The organism is Cyanobacteria bacterium GSL.Bin1 (assembly GCA_009909085.1).
Classification (GTDB): Bacteria; Cyanobacteriota; Cyanobacteriia; order Cyanobacteriales; family Rubidibacteraceae; genus Halothece.
The window spans coordinates 1-17890 of the sequence record JAAANX010000096.1; the positions used below are offsets into that span (position 1 = coordinate 1).

The 17890-nt window shown below is 43.2% G+C and carries 17 protein-coding genes; 6 read left to right on the forward strand and 11 right to left on the reverse strand.

Annotated features, from left to right (window positions below):
• The 3 genes from psbD to GVY04_12830 form a co-directional block, all read left to right on the forward strand.
• Window positions 1-840: photosystem II D2 protein (photosystem q(a) protein) (gene psbD, locus GVY04_12820; GenBank protein ID NBD16982.1), on the forward strand; the 840-nt coding region annotated here is incomplete at its 5' end.
• Between the two features lie 149 nt (window positions 841-989).
• Window positions 990-1733 carry a TSUP family transporter gene (locus GVY04_12825; protein NBD16983.1) on the forward strand — a complete coding sequence of 248 codons (744 nt, stop codon included), beginning with the start codon at window positions 990-992 and terminating at the stop codon, window positions 1731-1733.
• Window positions 1734-1749: 16 nt separating this feature from the next.
• Window positions 1750-2853 carry a 3-dehydroquinate synthase gene (locus GVY04_12830; protein NBD16984.1) on the forward strand — a complete coding sequence of 368 codons (1104 nt, stop codon included), beginning with the start codon at window positions 1750-1752 and terminating at the stop codon, window positions 2851-2853.
• Between the two features lie 75 nt (window positions 2854-2928).
• Here the strand turns inward: GVY04_12830 and GVY04_12835 are convergent, their stop codons facing one another.
• The 6 genes from GVY04_12835 to GVY04_12860 all read right to left on the reverse strand — a co-directional run bounded on the left by GVY04_12835 (window position 2929) and on the right by GVY04_12860 (window position 9378).
• A complete protein-coding gene (locus GVY04_12835; protein ID NBD16985.1) occupies window positions 2929-5514 on the reverse strand; it encodes a carboxypeptidase regulatory-like domain-containing protein in 2586 nt (861 codons plus the stop codon).
• A 56-nt stretch (window positions 5515-5570) separates the two neighbouring features.
• Window positions 5571-6422 (reverse strand): P pilus assembly protein, chaperone PapD, encoded by an 852-nt coding sequence (locus GVY04_12840; protein ID NBD16986.1) that lies wholly within the window; start codon window positions 6420-6422, stop codon window positions 5571-5573.
• Between the two features lie 7 nt (window positions 6423-6429).
• Complete coding sequence (locus GVY04_12845) at window positions 6430-6906, reverse strand: hypothetical protein (protein NBD16987.1); 477 nt, start codon at window positions 6904-6906, stop codon at window positions 6430-6432.
• 47 nt (window positions 6907-6953) lie between these two features.
• Window positions 6954-7526: a hypothetical protein gene (locus GVY04_12850; protein ID NBD16988.1), complete on the reverse strand. Its 573-nt coding sequence runs from the start codon at window positions 7524-7526 to the stop codon at window positions 6954-6956.
• A gap of 23 nt (window positions 7527-7549) precedes the next feature.
• Window positions 7550-8065: a hypothetical protein gene (locus GVY04_12855; protein NBD16989.1), complete on the reverse strand. Its 516-nt coding sequence runs from the start codon at window positions 8063-8065 to the stop codon at window positions 7550-7552.
• Between the two features lie 431 nt (window positions 8066-8496).
• A complete protein-coding gene (locus tag GVY04_12860; GenBank protein ID NBD16990.1) occupies window positions 8497-9378 on the reverse strand; it encodes a transporter substrate-binding domain-containing protein in 882 nt (293 codons plus the stop codon).
• 134 nt (window positions 9379-9512) lie between these two features.
• Between GVY04_12860 and GVY04_12865 the strand changes: the two genes are divergently transcribed.
• Entirely contained in the window at window positions 9513-10646 is a 1134-nt protein-coding gene (locus GVY04_12865) for a glycosyltransferase (protein NBD16991.1), read from the forward strand.
• Window positions 10647-11073: 427 nt separating this feature from the next.
• Window positions 11074-13146: an AAA family ATPase gene (locus tag GVY04_12870; GenBank protein NBD16992.1), complete on the forward strand. Its 2073-nt coding sequence runs from the start codon at window positions 11074-11076 to the stop codon at window positions 13144-13146.
• A 4-nt stretch (window positions 13147-13150) separates the two neighbouring features.
• Here the strand turns inward: GVY04_12870 and GVY04_12875 are convergent, their stop codons facing one another.
• From GVY04_12875 to GVY04_12890, 4 genes are all read right to left on the reverse strand, one after another.
• Complete coding sequence (locus tag GVY04_12875; protein NBD16993.1) at window positions 13151-13918, reverse strand: TSUP family transporter; 768 nt, start codon at window positions 13916-13918, stop codon at window positions 13151-13153.
• 74 nt (window positions 13919-13992) lie between these two features.
• The gene (locus GVY04_12880) at window positions 13993-14721 is read right to left on the reverse strand and encodes a TIGR00266 family protein (GenBank protein ID NBD16994.1); all 729 of its coding nucleotides are present in this window, start codon (window positions 14719-14721) and stop codon (window positions 13993-13995) included.
• Window positions 14722-14742: 21 nt separating this feature from the next.
• Window positions 14743-15432: a TIGR00266 family protein gene (locus tag GVY04_12885; GenBank protein ID NBD16995.1), complete on the reverse strand. Its 690-nt coding sequence runs from the start codon at window positions 15430-15432 to the stop codon at window positions 14743-14745.
• A 5-nt stretch (window positions 15433-15437) separates the two neighbouring features.
• Entirely contained in the window at window positions 15438-16103 is a 666-nt protein-coding gene (locus GVY04_12890) for a TIGR00266 family protein (protein ID NBD16996.1), read from the reverse strand.
• Window positions 16104-16363: 260 nt separating this feature from the next.
• On the opposite strand from GVY04_12890, the gene GVY04_12895 reads away from it, so the two are divergent.
• Entirely contained in the window at window positions 16364-17005 is a 642-nt protein-coding gene (locus tag GVY04_12895) for a Sua5/YciO/YrdC/YwlC family protein (GenBank protein ID NBD16997.1), read from the forward strand.
• A 101-nt stretch (window positions 17006-17106) separates the two neighbouring features.
• Here the strand turns inward: GVY04_12895 and GVY04_12900 are convergent, their stop codons facing one another.
• Entirely contained in the window at window positions 17107-17880 is a 774-nt protein-coding gene (locus GVY04_12900; GenBank protein NBD16998.1) for an ABC transporter substrate-binding protein, read from the reverse strand.
• Between the last annotated feature and the right edge of the window lie 10 nt (window positions 17881-17890).

A 17890-nucleotide genomic window follows, 5' to 3' on the forward strand; every position in this document is an offset into this window, starting at 1 on the left:
ACCGTTGCCGTCTCTACCCCAGCCGACGCTTTTGGACACTCCCTACTCTTCTTGTGGGGACCGGAAGCGAACTGGGACTTTGTCCGCTGGTGTCAAATCGGCGGACTCTGGAGTTTCGTCGCCCTCCACGGCGCTTTCGGACTGATTGGCTTCATGCTGCGTCAGTTTGAAATTGCCCGTCTGGTCGGCGTTCGTCCTTACAACGCGATCGCGTTCTCCGGTCCGATTGCGGTATTTGTCAGCGTCTTCTTAATGTATCCCCTCGGACAATCGAGCTGGTTCTTCGCGCCCAGCTTCGGGGTCGCCGGCATCTTCCGCTTTATTCTCTTCTTCCAAGGGTTCCACAACTGGACCTTAAATCCCTTCCACATGATGGGAGTCGCCGGGATTTTAGGCGGTGCGCTGCTGTGTGCAATTCACGGCGCGACCGTAGAAAATACCCTGTTTGATGAAGGGGGCGACAGCAACAACACGTTCCGCGCCTTCGAGCCAACGCAATCCGAAGAAACCTACTCGATGGTAACCGCGAACCGGTTCTGGAGTCAGATTTTCGGGATTGCCTTCTCCAACAAACGTTGGTTACACTTCTTTATGCTGTTTGTCCCGGTCACTGGACTGTGGATGGCATCAGTGGGAGTAGTCGGATTAGGATTGAACCTGCGGGCTTATGACTTCGTGTCGCAAGAAATCCGTGCCGCAGAAGATCCTGAATTTGAAACCTTCTATACGAAAAACATCTTATTAAACGAAGGTCTCCGCGCCTGGATGGCACCGGATGACCAACCCCACGAACAGTTTGAATTCCCTGAAGAAGTCTTACCTCGTGGTAACGCGCTCTAAACTGCTAAAGCAGTTATTTATCAAGCCCTCCGAGCTGGGGGGCTTTTTTTTATGCTGGTATGGATTATCTGGGAATTAACTTGATCACAAGCAAAAATCTTAATATTTATTTAAAATTGAGCAAAGAACAAAAATTTTAGGGCGTAGCTGTGACAGTTATCTGGTTATTAGGGGCAAGTTGTATCGGTTGGTTTGTTAGCAGTTTAGCCGGTGGTGGCAGCCCGTTAATTATCATCCCGACCTTGAGTCTATTTTTGTCTGCAAGTATGATTCCACAAGTGATTACGGTGGGAATGCTATTTGGTAATGGGCAACGGGTGGGACTTTACTGGCAAGGGATCGATTGGTATCTTACCCGTTGGTATCTACCAGGGGCAATTGCGGGCGCGATCGCGGGCGCTTTTTTATTCACGCAATTGCAACTAGAATGGCTGACCGTATTATTAGGTTTATTTTTAATAATCTCTATTTTTACCTACCGACTTGCAGAAAACTTAACACTTTTCCAGGTCAAAGCCTGGTATTTTTTGCCGGCTGGTTTTATTTATGCATTTCTATCAGGATTAATTGGGAGTACGGGTCCTTTATTGAATCCGTTTTATCTCCATTACGGTTTAGAAAAAGGAGAGATGATTGGGACAAAATCGGCTCATGTTTTAGTCGTACATATTGTTAAGATTATCGCTTATGCTGCCTTTGGTGTGATATCTTCTCCGATTATTGCTTATGGCTTATTAATTGGGATTGGAGCATTTCCAGGAAACTGGTTAGGACAAAAAGTTTTAGAAAATATAGAAGATAAACAATTCCGTCAAATCGCGATCGCGTTTGTTCTCATTAGTGGCATCATGTTAGTTTGGGACCAACGACAAATCTTTAGTTTTATTTCATGATTTTCAGGTAAAAATAATGCTATCAAAAATTAAAGTTAATTTAGAGAAAAATTCTTATTCAATCGCGATCGCGCCCAATCTTTTAAGCCAAATTGGAGACTATTTAAAGCGCCTCGATATTGGCAATAAGCTTTTAGTTGTTTCTAATTCAATGATTTTCGATGAATACGGCAACCAACTCATCGAAGCTTTAAAGGCGGCTGATTTTTCGGTCTCTTATCAAATTCTTCCCGCCGGAGAACGTCATAAAACCTTACTTTCTGTGCAGAAAATTTATGATACCGCTTTAGAAAACTACCTAGAACGTTCTTCAACCCTCATTGCTTTAGGGGGTGGTGTCATTGGGGATATGACTGGTTTTGCAGCAGCCACTTGGTTAAGGGGCATTAATGTGATTCAAATTCCCACCTCTTTATTAGCAATGGTCGATGCCGCTATTGGCGGGAAAACTGGTGTCAATCATCCCCAAGGAAAAAACTTAATTGGGGCCTTTCATCAACCGAAATTGGTTTTAATTGATCCACAAGTTTTAAAGACTCTTCCCTCGCGGGAATTTCGCGCTGGTATGGCAGAAGTGATTAAATATGGCGTGATTTGGGATGAAGCGTTATTTCAGCAACTCGAAGCCGCCGAACGTCTTGATGAACTGGATTATTTAGCCCCAGAACTATTGCAGAATATTTTGACGCACTCTTGTCAAGCGAAAGCGGATGTCGTGAGCCAAGATGAGAAAGAAGGCGGAATTCGTGCCATCTTAAACTATGGTCATACCGTCGGTCATGCCATTGAAAGTTTGACGGGATATCGCCTCGTCAATCATGGCGAAGCCGTTGCCATTGGGATGGTTGTTGCCGGGAAAATTGCGGTAAAAATGGGATATTGGTCAGAAGAAGCCAGCCAGCGCCAAGATAAACTGATCACAAAAGCAGGACTGCCAAAAACAGTTCCTCATATGTTAGAGATTGGGGATATTTTAGATGCCTTGAAAAGTGACAAGAAAGTAAAATCTGGGAAAGTCCGCTTTGTCTTGCCAGAAAGCATTGGCAAGGCAACCATCACGGATCAAGTTTCGCCAGAAACCGTGAGTGAAGTCGTGAAAGCGTGTCAAGAAGCCCATTAAGTGATTGTCTCAGACCTTAGAAACCAACTCAATTCTATCTTTTAACTGATAACAAAAAAACGGACCGCTGCATCATTACTCCTGGCGAGGCAAAGTTAAATTTTGCTGTTGAAATGGAGGAGTATTCTCATCAATGGTAATTGCGCTAGGATTTAAAGGCTGATTCTGTACTTGCAATTGATAAGTGCTTTGTTCAAGGCGCTCTAAAAAAAAGACTCCCCCTTGATTGGTAATCGAAAAGCGACGATTTCCCTCCCCTTGAGGAATCGCAACGACTCGCGCTCCCCCAATGGGTTCATTATTTTCATTAGTAAGAACACCAGACACTGTGTAAGATTGCTTTAAAGGAACGGTGAGTGGCGTATAACTTCCCGGTACCACTTTGACGGCAAAAGTCGTATCAGTAGCTTGCCAATCGAGGGGAAAGCCTGCCGGATCAAGCTCAAGGCGATAGTCATCCGGAGGAACAGTAACTAATAACCGATCGCGCTGTTGAATAATTTGAGACTCCCGTAACGGATCGCCATTGAGAATGAGTAAATTTGTCGCATCAGTATAAACCTCCTCGTCGGGATCCAACTGACCGTTTCCGTTATTGTCAAAAAAGGGTTGCACCAGAAAACCGCCTTGGGTTTGTAAGTCGTCTAAATCGCGATCGCCTGGAGAGAGACTCTGTTGCAGATTCATCCGAGTAGTCAGTTCTAAACTCAACCGATTCTCAGCAGAACTTAAACTGACTCCTTCATAGCGACCGCGCAACCGTAACCCCGGCAAAAGCATTGTTTCTACATCAGCTTGCATCCCTTGTCCTTGTGAGCCAATCCCATACCCCAGTTCAATATCCCATAATGGTTCACCACTAACATCCCGTTTTCTAGAGCGATATTCCCAACTCAAGGTTGCTAACTGCTGACTCTCATTAAACTGGCGTGTTTCATAGTCAAAGATTAAGCGGCTTTCCTGATTGGAGCGAAAATCATTGGCAAAGTCATAACTGATTTCTGTACGGGTGCTGTCGTTATTATCTTCATGAGATAATTCTAAATCCCCCCATTGTTGTCGCATTTGCCATTGAATTTCATTGGTGTCGTCAAGGGTAACCTCAATGCGGGTAGAACGATCAATACTTTGGCGAAAACGAGTATTAATCCGAAATTCTGTCCCTTGTTCACTATCCCAACGCCCAGAAACCCTTAAATTGGGCAAAATTTGCCAACTACTTCGGAAATTGCTGCTGGTACGATCGCGATTAAAATTAAAGCGCAGGGTTGATGTGGGTTGATAGTTGATATTCATTTCCAAATCTTTGCCGAAAACTCCCGCGATCGCAAGATCTAAAGGAACATTCATAGGACGGAAAAATAACTCTCCCCAGCCATGGGTCCCCTGATCATGGATCAATCCCACCCCTAAGGTCATATTTTCTGCAACGCCCCAGCGTACAGTTGCCCCCCCTGCCAACTCCGAAAACTCACCCATAAAACGATCATTTCGTTCACGCCGCGATCCCGCAGACACTAACCAATGCACCCGACCGGCAGGAAGTTGTTCTGGTAGAGGGCGAAAGGAAACGGTTCGCACTGCCGGATCAAGGGTCAGTTGACCCTCGGGAAACAACAGAACTTCATATTCTGATCGAAATCGTCTCCCCCCAAACGGAACATTCTCAAAACGATATGTTCCATCAGCATCCACTAATACCTCATCTAAAACCTCCTGATTGCGATTACGGGTTAATTGGACTAAGGTTCCCGGTGCTGCCTCTCCGGTAATATCCCGGCGAAAGGTATTGGTTTGTAACCGTTGTTCTGGATCAACCCTGCCCAACCTAGAATCAGGTTCATCCTCCCGTTGGAGATAAGTGATTCCCCAATATTCCCCTTGTCCTTGCTGAATCCAAAACGGGGATTGTTCGCCAACAATCAGATCGTGTTTCGGGGTTGGTCGAAAATACTCGAACCCCTCTAAATTCCATGTACCCTTTTGATCGAGCTTGTCCTGACCAATCTCGATTTGCCAACTACCCTCTAAAAAAGTGCCAATGGCAAGTAAATCTCCTTCTAACTCAGAAGCCGATAAACCTGTACTGGGATTAAACGTAGTCACTTGCTCAAGTGCGGTTAAACTAAAAGCGGGTGGACTCACTTTAGGTAACCCTTCTAGTTCCGGTTCCGGTTCTTCTTCAAATCCAATTGGAGACCGTCGCCGTTGGTCGAGCCACGGGGCAGAAAAAACGATCGCGTATTCATTAAGATCAAAACGAGCATCAACCCCCAATTTCTCTTCAATGTCTTGAATCGAAAGGACTAAGCCCAGTTCCGAATTTTCTGAGAGTTCATTTAAATCTAACCGGGTCACTAAGCCCGGAGAACTCAACTGCACCTCATTGTCACCTACCGCTTCTTGTTCAAAACCGAGGACTTCAATGACCGATTGATACGGAACAAGCCACTGTTGCAACTGAATCGCCTCTGGCTCTTGAATTTTCGCTCTCACCAAAACTGCGGGAATTTCACGGCGAGCACTGGCAATTAAACCGACTAGAATAATTTGCCAGTCTGTTTCTTCCTCACTGGAAGGGGTTTCTTGGAAGTTGGATTGATAAAAAGGGGCAGCGATCGCGCTTAGATTTAAAAACGCGACAAAAATCGCAAAACTCATTAAATAGAGCAGAGAACATCCAATTTTTTCGGATTTCAAACAGGAAAACACTGCGATCAGCTTTCATTTTCAGAAGTGATGCCATTATGGTTATCTAACTTGACTTCTACTTGAAATGATTGGAGATTAGGATTATTATCACTGCCCCAAATCAGTTTTCCTGCGAGTTGATAAGTTCCTGGGGAGAGTGTTTCTGCTATTGCTTCTGGTAAAGTCAAAGCTAAAAACCGATCGCGCTGGGCAATAACCGAGGTTTCAGGAGTTTGTCCTTCGGCAAGGGTTTCTCCATTTTGCGTCAATGTCCAATCCACCTTCACCCGTGCTGAGGCTTGACCAGAATTACTAGCAAGAAGTTCAATTTCTTGGTCTTGCCGATTATAACGCGCCTCTTCCACTTGCAATGCTGGAGCAACATCCCCCACGCGCACATAAACCGTTGCGCCAATGCGAGCTTGAATCCCTACTGCATTTTGCTGGCTATCAGTGGCTTCAATCAGCGTTTCGGTAAACATCACCGTCCGATACTCTCCCTCAGCGATATCTGGGGGAAGTTGAGCAATAAACCGTACCCGCCGACTTTCATTAGGGGGGATCATCATCTCTCGCGGGGAAAATCGTAAATAAGGACTCAGATCCTGTTCACTTTCGGATAATACTTTAAATCCAGTGGCGCGATCATAGGTAAAGGCTTCCGTATAAATTCGCGCCCGTGAAGGTTGATCGCTCGGGTTGCGAATTGTGAGTGTTCCTTGCGCTTGTCCGCGCTGGGCTTGGGTTTCAATCACCAGAGGAGAAACCCCAACTTGAGCCTGAGCTAAACGATGACCCAAGAAAGGAAGAGCCAATAAGCCCGTTGTCATTAAGGTTGCCATTAAACCCGTTTGTCGAATAGAAGAGAAAAGATTCATGATTTTTCTAAGGGGTTGCGGTAATTCGGACAGTGTAAATATAAGTTCCCGCTTCTAAAGGATTAAGACTTTCAACATCTAAATCAATTTCGACTTGCCGTTCACCTGGAGGAATCCTTAACGTTTTTTCTTCGTCGGAGTGAACCCGATTGCCTTGAAACCTTAACCAAGCTCGCTCCTCTTTTGTTTCGACGGTTGGACCTCCGGTTTGTTCCGGATCAAATACTTCTAAATCTGCTGGCGTATTGCAGTTAACATCCACTAGCGCTGATACCCCAGCCCCTTCACTCGAAATCACGCGGGGAGATTCTTCAGGGGTAAAAACTAAACTCCCCTCTCGTCTGGTCGTAAAGCTACAACTGGTTTCTAACTGACCACTAAGTTGAACGAGATGTGTATCGGCACGACCTGTTAGAGGAAAGCTAACTACAAGATATGAAATTATAGAGAAAATAGTGCCAACTGATGACAGCTGATTTGTCATATCTGTTATGGGGGGATTGAGTAAAGCTCAAATATAAAATACTTTTTTCAAGGAACGACAGCAGTGATAGGAACCCGATAAGTATAGTTCCCTGCTGGGATAGGGCTATTACTGACAACACTAATATCCACGGTAATATCATTTTGTCCGAACGAACTGACCAAAAATGGCAACCTAAAGATAAAAGCACAACCATCACTCGATTGAGCAGTTGGTGTTGAATCATCAACTGTTAAAATGTCAGAGCAGAAAGGACCAAAGCCTGTTGTTGTATAAGTAACTTCAGCACTTTTGGAAGCGCTGTAAGGAGAATTTTCTAGGGAAACAGCAGCAGAAGAAACAGGGATAGGTTGATTTGCCTCCAATGTTACACCATTGGCATTACAATCAAGTATCATATTTACTGTTCCCCCGCTCCTACTATTGAGTTCTGTACCATTATTGCTTAGATGTAAAGAGCCAATCGTATTACCAATAAAATCGCAGGACGTATCCACTGAGCCACTAAAGGGAACTTGAGTCGTTTGGGCATTCGCCTCTGGAACAGTTGCTATTGTTAGCAACTTTAAAAAGGCGATTACAAAACCAAAACGGCTCAAGCGGGAATTGAATAAAAACATTAGCCAACCAAATGTAATGATGACTACGGGGTAAGGGTTACATCAACGGTGTAGTTATAGCTGCCTGCTGGCACTTCGCTGTAGCTACCATCAGTAGCGAAATCTGCTGTCATACCTACTTGTACAGTAATATCTTGACCAATAGTTGCAGGATTATACAAAGTTGTGTTAGCAGTACCGTCACTGGCAAGGTTTGCTTGCGCGGGAGCTCCCCCAGTCAGGCTTGCTGTAGATGTTAGATTACTCACACTAGTTATACTCGTTGCGACTGTACCTTCTACAGGTGCGCTAAGCGTCAGTTGTGCTGTAGTTGTATTGCAATTCACTATTAGATCATTACCGCTTGTATCCCCTGTGAGCACGCCACTACTTGCCGTTAAGCTGTAGGGACCATTATTACCTGTGATTGTGCAGTCTTCGGGAACAGTCACTTCAAATGGTACATCTACCGACTGAGCATTGGCTCTAGAGGCAAATAAACCCGTAGTTCCGATGAGTAGGGAAGAAATAAGAGTAAGAGTGAGTGTACGTTGAAACATAGTTTTTACCTCCTTAGTTTTTGTTCTGAATAGACTTAATGAATTTGGATAAAGTAATTATATTGTCTTTATATCACTGTTTTTATTATATTTAAATCACAATTTTTAGGCAATCAGTAATTGTACTAAAAATGATCAAATTATTTTAATTTATTGAGATAAAAATTAGCGCCAAGCAAGAACAACTTGATTTTGTGACCAAGTGACCATAATTAGCCCAATTTGTCTTCTCCCTAAATTTGTGCCTTGATTGAGACATAGGTTGGAAGCAAGTAACAATGAAGAAATTTCCCCATCACCCAACCCCCATTCCCCAAACCCGGTCTGATTTTCCAGCTGATTGTCACCCCGTGAGCCACACCTGAATTATTACGCACAAATTAACTGTAAAATAGCAGGGAGAGTCTCCAGCGCCGAAGAAAAAATGAGCTTTAGTCAGGGATTTGGTTCAAGACAGTTGAGCCCGACTCACAAGTTTCCATCGTTTTCTTAATTTTGGGAAGAACAACTTCAAACCAATCAGTCCAAATTTCCCGTCCCTGTTCACTGCTCAGAATTGAATTGATCAGATTTTGCCATTGCTCGTCTTCCGGGAGAATCATCCCGTAACGATCACAAGAAAGAGGCACTTCTGGAATGAGGGCATAATTATCAGTGCTTAAATTCAACGCTTCGGCTTCTCCCAACAGTAAGATGCCATCGGAGACAAACGTATCAAAACGACCTTGTAAAACGCCCTGCGCTCCCCTTCGTCTTGCCGTCGAACCTTGCAATGGTACTAAGGTCGCTTGAGGATAACGATCAAGAACCAAGGTTTCTGTGGTTGTTCCTCGTAAAACAGCAATTCGTGCTCCCGCTAGAGAACTGTTAAGATTAACGCGATCGCGATTAGATTCCAAGATTAAGAATTGTGTTCCGGTCTGAAAAAAAGGCTGAGAAAAAATGACGCCCTCATTAGGAAGCTCGTCACGAATTGTATTCGGTCCACATTCAATGTGAATTGCTCGATCCTCAACTAAATCAAACCGATCAGAAGCAGTCGATTGAGAAATACGGATCAATAATGCTTTGCGTCCAGTTACAGCACTGACCCGTTCTTTTAAAACGGCAAAAAAACCCAAACAATAGCCGGTTAATTCGCCGTTCGGCTTTCGATAGCCAAAGGGAATCGCATCAGTACGAATCCCCACTTTCAATATCCCTGTTCGCTGAATTTCTTCAAGCGTTGTTTCTGCTTTGGCTGGTACTTCACTGAAAAAAAAGAAGCCAGCAAGCAGCAACAAAAAGATGAGTTTATCCGTTAATTTCCACATTTCAAGTAACTAACCCATGAGAAAGCTAACAACAAAGTATAGCAATTCATTTTTTTTGGTTGAATGCGTCGATGGCGTTCTACAATCAGGAATGATTAACAACTCTGATTCAATGTGTCCTGACTGTAGAAGTTATGCGTATTGCCCTGTTTACTGAAACCTTTTTACCCAAAGTTGATGGCATTGTCACCCGTCTCCGCCATACGATTAATTACCTACAACAGGGAGGCGATCAAGTTTTAGTGGTTGCGCCGGATGGAGGGGTTACTGAACATAAGGGCGCTCAGGTCTATGGGGTTTCAGGAATGCCATTACCCTTATATCCTGAGTTAAAGCTAGCTCTGCCTCGTCCTGCCATTGGTGAAGCCTTGGAAACGTTTCAACCGGATTTGATTCATATCGTGAATCCTGCCGTTCTCGGTTTAGCCGGATTATACTACGCCAAAATGATGGGGTTACCGCTAATTGCCTCTTATCACACCCATCTTCCTCAATATCTACAGCATTATGGGATGGGAGCCTTAGAAGGGGTGTTGTGGGAGTTACTCAAAGCAGCTCACAATCAAGCAGAGTTGAATTTATGTACTTCGACGGCAATGATGGAGGAATTAAGTGAACATGGGATTCAGCGCGTTGCTTTATGGCAAAGAGGAGTAGATACAGAATTATTTCGCCCCCACTTAAGATCTCAGGAAATGCGCGACTATTTATCACAAGGTAATCCAGAGGCTCCTTTATTGCTTTATGTTGGGCGCGTATCGGCAGAAAAACAAATTGATGAAATTAAACCCGTTTTAGCAGCAATTCCCCAAGCGAGACTGGCGATTGTCGGCGATGGTCCTCATCGAGAAACCTTAGAAAAACATTTTTCCGATACCCAAACTCATTTTGTCGGTTATTTAGAAGGAGCAACTTTAGGCGCTGCCTATGCTTCAGCAGATGCCTTTATTTTCCCCTCCCGAACAGAAACCTTGGGCTTGGTGTTATTAGAAGCCATGGCTGCAGGATGCCCAGTTGTCGCAGCGCGATCGGGCGGTATTCCTGATATTGTGACCGATAGTATCAATGGTTATTTATTCGATCCCCATGATCCAGAAGGAGCAGTCACGGCAACCAAACGGCTGTTAGAAACCCAGTCCGAACGAGAATTATTACGAGAAAGAGCTCGTCAAGAAGCAGAATGCTGGGGATGGTCTGCTGCAACCCAACAATTACGAAATTATTATCAACAAGTCTTGTCCAAACAATCATTATCCATTGCCAGTTAACTAACCTGACTTTATGAATTATTATCGCTGGGGAAGCTGGCTCTTTTTGCTGGGAAGTAGTTTGTTTACAATTGATGCCTTAGGGTCAAACTTTGATGAACTGACTTGGCATTCTTGTGTTTATCTATTAGGATGTATTTTATTTACGGTCGGTTGTTTCTGTTTTGTCGTTGACGCAGACCAGCAATGAGTGAGTTCTTTAGCCGTCCTCTCCGGTTTTCTGGATTTCCTTTTTTTAATAACCAATGACTAATGACTAATGACTAATGACTAATGACAATTATCTAGAAGCTAATCTTCAGCAATTTTCTCCTGAAGTTCAGCGAATCGTAACCCAAGTTTTACAACTTGAAAAAAAGAAACTCCATCAGAAATTTCCTCGTTATATTAATGAAGATATTCTCAACATTATTAAAGATGTTGTGCAATGAAATTAAAATCGATCAAGCTCTGCAATTTCCGTCAATTTTATGGAATAACACCCGACATTCAATTATCGGGAGGGACCAGAAATATAACGATTATTCATGGGAATAATGGTGCTGGTAAAACTACGCTCTTGAATGCCTTTACTTGGGTCCTTTACGATCAATTTACGGCGGCTTTTGCTCACTCAGAACAACTGGTGAATAAAAGAGCAATTCAAGAAGCAATTCCGGGTCAGTCCATAGAGTATTTTGTGGACTTAAAGTTTGAACATGAGTATAAGTCCTATCAATTAAAACGTCGTTGTTATGCGACAAAGAAAGCGAATCAGGAATTTGTTGAAGAGGGTGAAAGCCAATTATTTATGCTTGTGGCTGGCGATGATGGCTGTTGGCAACCGCCTCTAGAACATCCCGATGAAATTATTGGACGGATCTTACCGGCAAGTTTACACCAATACTTTTTCTTTGATGGAGAACGCATTGATCATATTATTCGTTATCAGAAAAAGACAGGCTTGACAGAAGCAACGAAAGAATTATTAGGTATTAAAATTTTTGAGCGCTCAGCGGAACATCTGAAAAATGCTCGTCGTAGTCTTGAAGAAGAGCTGAGAAAAATTGGTGATATTCAAATACAAGCGCTTTTAAAGCAAAAGCAAACCCTAGAACAAGAAATCGATAAAATTCAAGTCTATCAAGATAGGATTGAACAAGAAATTGAAGAAAAGCAAACAATAAAACAACAGTTAGGAGCAGAATTACTAACACTAAAAGGGGCAGAAAATTTACAGACGATTAAAAATAATTTAGAGCGAGATGTCAAAGCAACAAGAGAGCAGTTAGTTCATGTCAATCAAGAAATTAAACAAACCTTGTCTAGCCAAGGCTATACTGTATTGATGGTGAGCTTGGGTGAAAGATGTTCTGATTTATTTTCAGCCTTGGCGGAAAAGCAAAACATTCCCAGTGGCATTAAAAAGCCATTTGTTGAGAACTTACTCAACCAACAGCGTTGTATCTGTGGAACAGAATTAATCCCCGGAACGCTCCCCCATGAGCAAGTGAAAACATGGATGGATCAGGCGAGTGGTGCTGAAGTAGAAGAAGCGTTAATTCGGTTACAGATACAAACTCAACAGTTGGAAAAACAAGCCTTGCAGTTTTGGGAAACAATTGATAATCGTCAAGAACAAGTGGCGGTATTGAGAGAAAAATTAGCCCATTTAGAGCAAGAGTTAGAAACAGTTAAACAGCAATTACGAGAGTATCCAGACCAGAAAATAAAAGAACTACAAGCAGCATTAGATGAAATAGAAAAAGAATTAGAGAATTGTTTGATTGAGAAGGGACGGAATGAAATTGAACTGAAACAAAAAATAGAGCAATTAGAGACACTCAATCAAAAATTAAATCAAGAGGAAACTAAGGAAGCCAAACAAAAGTTAGTCCAACGCCGACGGGAAGCAACAGAAGCCGCAATCACTTGTATTAAACAGCTGAAAGCGGATATTGAATATCGCTTTCGGATTACTTTGGAACAAAAGGTACAGGAGATTTTTGCGGATATTTCCTTTACGCCTTATTTACCACAACTTGACTCTAATTATGAGTTGAGTTTAGTGGAAACAACCACCGGCGAAGAACAATTAGTAGCTGCTTCTACAGGAGAAAATCAGATTCTCAGTCTGTCTTTGATTGGCGGAATTATTGATCGGGTACGCCATTGGAGCGCGAATAATACACTGATTGCTCCTGATAGTAGTACATTTCCGATGGTGATGGATTCTCCATTTGGCAGCTTAGATGAAGTGTACCGCCGACAGGTGGCGAAAGCCCTCCCTAAACTGGCCAATCAGTTAGTAGTTTTAGTCACTAAAACTCAATGGCGTGGTGAAGTGGCAGAGGAGATGAATGAGTTTATTGGCAAACAATATGTTTTAGTCTACTTTTCACCAAAAGCCGATTGCACTGAAGATGGATTGACGATTAATGGAACCTACTATCCTTTGGTAGAAGCGAGTCCAAACGGATTTGAATACACAGAAATTCGAGAACTTAAAACTACTGATTAGGTTTCTAGTTACCGAGTAGAGTGGCACGCCAAAACGTATAGAATGCCAGTAAAGCGAGTAAAGTATAAAAACTAAAGGTAATGACGCGATCGCGCAATTTGGGTAAATAGCGGGTACTGATCTGCGCCCCCACTAATCCTCCTAAGCCTAAAACCAGTCCTTGCCAAAATAAAACATTTCCCTGCCAAGTGTGTCCCAAGGTGGCTGAAATTGCGGTAATTACAATGACCCCTAAGCTGGTTTGAATCGCCACTTTAATCGGTTCTCCTAGTAAAACCATTTGCAATGGAACCATAATCACGCCACCACCAATCCCAAACAACCCAGCGAGAAATCCTGCAATTCCGCCTGTTGCTACCCGCGCTAGTGTTCGATGTTGAGTCTTTTCCGGTAAGGTATCTTCTCGTTTTGCTAAGGTTTTGCGCCAACTCGCCAGAAAGATATTGATCATTAATAAAATGCCAAAGGCAATTAATAGCATCTGATCCGGAAGACCAGTGGCAATATATGTCCCCAATTGGGCAGTGATAATGGCAGGGAAACCCAAATTCCACACTCGTTGTAAATTCAGATAGCCCATGCGATAGTTTTGGAGGCTACCGGATATGGCTGTCAGAACAATCGCGAGACTACTCGTTGCTACTGCTTGCACCGGCGTATAACCCACCGTAATAATAATCGGAACCAGAACCGTTCCTCCCCCAATCCCTAACAAACCAGCCAGTAATCCCGAAAAAAGACCGCCTCCTACGAGTAACCAAAGGTTTTCCATTGATCAATTGAGATGAAAAGCACTGTTTGCAAATTGTAGCGGAATTGAGCCTTGATCGGAGATAGGGCTTTGATCTAATCATCGCCATCATTACTATTGCTACTGGCAATGGGTCGAAAAGGATTGAGAAAATTGATCAGTTGACTCAGCTTTCGCGATTGAATCCAAACTCGTCCTTCCCCCCGAAACCGACAAACTAAACCTTCTCCGCCAAAAATGCCCGTTCTGAGATTTTTAAAGGACAGTCCACCAATTAACTCTACCTTGTAATCTAAACTGTCTTCAAAAGCAACAATATAACCGGTATCCACCACATACTCTCCAGTCACTGGCACTTCAATAATCGCACCATAGGAACTAAACCAAAAATCTCCTTCTCCTACTGCCCGAATTAAAAATAAAGATTCCCCACTAAAAAAGCCCCGCCAGCCTTCAAACCGAGTTTCGGTTTCGACTGTTGGGCTACAAGCCAGAAATCCTGACGACTGCACAATTAATCGAGTTTCTCCATTGAGATAATAGTGGAAAATATCCCCTGGTGTTGCTGGACAAAGATAGAGATTACCGCGACGTTGAGAAGCGCTAAATTCGCTGACAAATAGAGATTCACCACTGAATAAGCGTCCAATACTTTTCCCAATTCCCCCACGCATGGAAGATTTCATCTTGAGAGATGGATCCATCCCTGCCATTGCTGAGGATTCTACAATGAGAGATTGACCCGCTTCTAGTTCGATGTTTAACGCGGCATAGAGAGGAGAGTTTTCTACAGAATAGGTATATTTGCTTTGATCTGTAACCATAATTTGCTTTCCGACTAATTATTACTCCCGTCTTGGGGGAAGTTGTGACCCCACTAAATAGCCAAATGCACCATTATTATGGGTTTGACAATAAACTTTTCCTTCTCCTTTAAATCGACAGACCAATCCTTCCCCCCCAATTCCCAATAAAGATCCAATCCAACTGGAACCGGCTTTAGTGACTTCAAAGTCGAGACGCCTTTCAAAGGCAACGATATGACCGGTATCGACAATATATTCGCCATCGACTGGAATTGCATAAATCCCGCCAAATGAAGTGAGGAGGGCTGTTCCATATCCGGATAGAGATAGCCAAAACATCGACTCTCCGGAGAAGAAGGACTTTAAGCCTTGAAATCCCACATCGAGATTCACCTCTTCCGAACTCGCCAGATAAGAAGCAGCTTGAACCACTAATTCTTCACCTGAGAGTTTGTAAGTCATTAAGTCGCCAATTAATTTGGGGGCAAGAAAAATTTCTCCGCTGTCGTTGGTACAAGTAAACTGACTCAAAAATAGCGATTCTCCTGCCACCATGCGTTTAATGCCCCCCCAAATGCCCCCGCCTTTGCCTCGCCTGAGTGTGGTATCGGCTTGGATATCGGCACTCATGGCAATCATACAACCGGCTTGGGCATAGAGATTTTCGTCTTCGGTGAGGGTGATTTGCGCGATCGCGCTATCGGGCTGATGCAGTAGTTTAACTTCCATATTGCTTATTTGGGTAATTTCGGACTGAGAAATCTCACTAAACTATGGACACTCCGGGATTGTAAATAAATGGTGCCACTGCCTTGAAGACGGTTAATTAACCCTTCTCCAGAGGTGAGTGAACTAAAAAGTCCTCCTGCTAGGCGAATTCCCATCCGAATATTGGGTTCATAAGCAACTAAGTGCCCATTATCAACCACATAACCCTCTGTAATTTCTTTTCGGGTTAGACCCCCATAAGCCCCAAAAAAGACTGTTCCTCGTCCTTTTAGCTTTAGTTTAAATAAACCTTCTCCGGCAATCCAACTGGCAAAGCCAGCAAAAGCAACACCAATTTCAACCCCTGGGGTATGGGCAATATAAGCACCGGGTTGAAAGCAAATTTCGTTGTCTTCTAATGCTAAAGCTTCAATATCGCCAATAATCGACTGACTCAAAACCAAATTGAGATTTTCACGACTACCATTGGTATAAGTATTGACAAATAAAGATTCTTTCCCTAAAAACTTTTTGAGGAATGCGGTAAAAAAGCCTCCCGAAAAATGGGTGTCCATCAGGAGGTTCGCATCCATACTCGTCATTGATCCGGCTTCCGTGGTTAAACTCTCGCCAGGTTCTAAAGTGACAAAGATTGTTGAAAAAGCAGGTTTATATCGAATTTCGTATTCCACGATTTTACACTTCCAACACCTAAGTATTGAGAGCGCCTCACTTCTCAATTGATGGTGGCATTTTAACTCAAGTCACAGCAAATTTGTATAATTTTTCCTTAATAATTGTTGATATTAATGATCCAAACCGAAATGGTTGTGGCGTCAGCCTGATCAATTTTTATGCAATAAATAAATTGAAACAATTTTATTTTTACATAATACAGCCCTCTCATCTGCTAAAGTGTCAGCAAACGCTGACATCATCAAGCAATCCCGTTATGGCTGAAACAACCGTTGTTCAAAAAAGTCTAAAGCTGATTCCAGAAATTATTCAACGCTTGCAAGCCGGAGAAGTTTTAATTCTCCATACTGATACGACCTATGCATTAATTGCAAATGGACAAGAAACAGCAGCAGTTGAGAAAATCTTGACCTTAAAGCAGGGAACAACCGCCCAACCCATGGCTTTATTGACTCGCAAAGATAAAGCCCAAGAATTTTTTGTCGTGGATCGTTATTTTCAGCAATTTCTTGAACATTTTCCCTATCCGGTCACTTTAATTGTGCAACCCAAAGATAATATTCCGCCTGCTGTTGCTAACGGCTTTAAAAATATTTTTGCTGTGTGTCCTGACCAGTTTGTCTATGATTTAATCGGAGAAGCCCCCTTTCCCATTGCTGCCACATCAGCAAGTTTCTTTGGTGGTTTGAAAGCGATCACCATAGAGATGGCGTTACGTTTCTTTGAGGGGAAAGTTCCTTATGCAGTAGATGGAGGAACCAGTAAATATGGAAGAAGTGGTACACTAATTGATTTAACCGTTGCTCGTCCGGCTATGCTCACTTATGGCCCCGTTTCTTATCATGATATTATCGAATTTATCCCTAATTTAGAATTACCTTCTCACATGAGAAAATAAGGGTTAGGGAAGCATGGGTTAGCCAAAAAAATCTATCATAAGGATTACAATCCCCCTAATCTGAGCTTTAACAATCACCTGTAGTTGAACAAGGGACATCTCTACTTAGAGAGAGGGAGAAAATCATAACCTGTACCAGAACGAGAGGGATTTGCCGGTTGTACCTCTACCATAATCAACTGTCCATCGCGATCGCCGGATGGTAGAAATTGAACAGGTTGCACAACACCAGGAGCGGAAAAATTATTACTAGAAAGGGTATTTTGAATGCCTTTGCGCGTCGGATCTTGAGCAAGGGCTTGCGCGATCGCGCTCATTGCATCATACGCCATCACCGTTGCCCAATTGACATCACCACCCCAAAGTTGCCGAGATTTTTCTACAAATGCTTGATTTCCCGGTTGTTGAATATGCCAAGGAATGGGAATCGCCATTCCCACCGCATCCTCTCCCACTTGCAAGGTTTTTATCCCATACAAATTGCCAATATCCCCCAACAGAGGCAAGTTTTGATTATTAACATTGACCACTTGCAAAGCGCGATCAATTGTTTCAGGTGCAGGAATCAAAGCAATTGCTTCTGCCCCTCGATTCCTGGCATCATCAAGACGTTGTTGAGCAATAAATCCAGGCTGACTTAAATCAAATTCTGCAATAACACTTCCCCCACGAGTGGATAGGGAGGTTTGCAACTCCTTGCGTAGAGAAAGACTATAACCACTATTAGAATCGTAAAAAATGGCAATTTCCTGAACTTGTAAGTTTTCAACAAAAGATCCGTGGGACTCCCCCACCTCGGAACAGGTGGGGGAGGAAAGCGGGTGAGTCGATACCGCTCGATGCGGTTGAGACTCACATTTTCTTAGGCTACACATAAGCCATTCG